Origin of the sequence: Xenorhabdus sp. PR6a, from assembly GCF_028599065.1 — a bacterium.
Taxonomy (GTDB): Bacteria; Pseudomonadota; Gammaproteobacteria; order Enterobacterales; family Enterobacteriaceae; genus Xenorhabdus; species Xenorhabdus doucetiae.
In genome coordinates this window covers 1-513 of sequence record NZ_JAQRFJ010000219.1, presented here as the reverse complement: position 1 = coordinate 513, position 513 = coordinate 1, and the positions used below count along the sequence as shown (strand labels likewise).

General features: G+C 55.6%; 1 protein-coding gene. It reads right to left on the bottom strand.

Annotated elements, in window-relative coordinates:
* The coding region (locus tag PSI15_RS18445; protein ID WP_273584781.1) for an IS110 family transposase at positions 1-513 on the bottom strand (513 nt) is incomplete at both ends.

Genomic DNA, 513 nt, shown 5'->3' with positions numbered 1-513 from the left:
ATAAGGCCTGACACTGACGTAATCGGTTTGGTAGTCCCGCTGATGGGCAACTACCGCCCAAACCGTTCGGGCCAGTTTATTGGCCATCCCCACTATCGCGACACAGACCGGACGGCGTTTTTTCAGTTCGTTCACCCAGGGCGACGGGCTTTTCGTGAGTAAAGTGGCCGCTCTTGCGCCATGGATAAACAAGGTTCTCAGGTAAGCATCACCCCGTTTACTGATACCCAATAATTTCACCCGGCCTCCCGTTCCCGTCTGTTTCGGCACTAATCCCAGATAGGCGGAAAATTCTCTGCCCGACCGGAAAGCGCCGGGGTCACCCATCGTGGCAAGGGCGGCCGTGGCAATCAGGACACCGACACCGGGGATTTTCATAATCCGCTGGCAATCGGCATTCTGTTTTGCCCACGCATTCAGCTGGTCTTCCACCTGCGCAATTTGCGCATCGATTTCGGTCAAGCGATGGTACTGCTCTTCAAGGAGGCTAAGCAGGAAAGGGGCCCGTTTTTC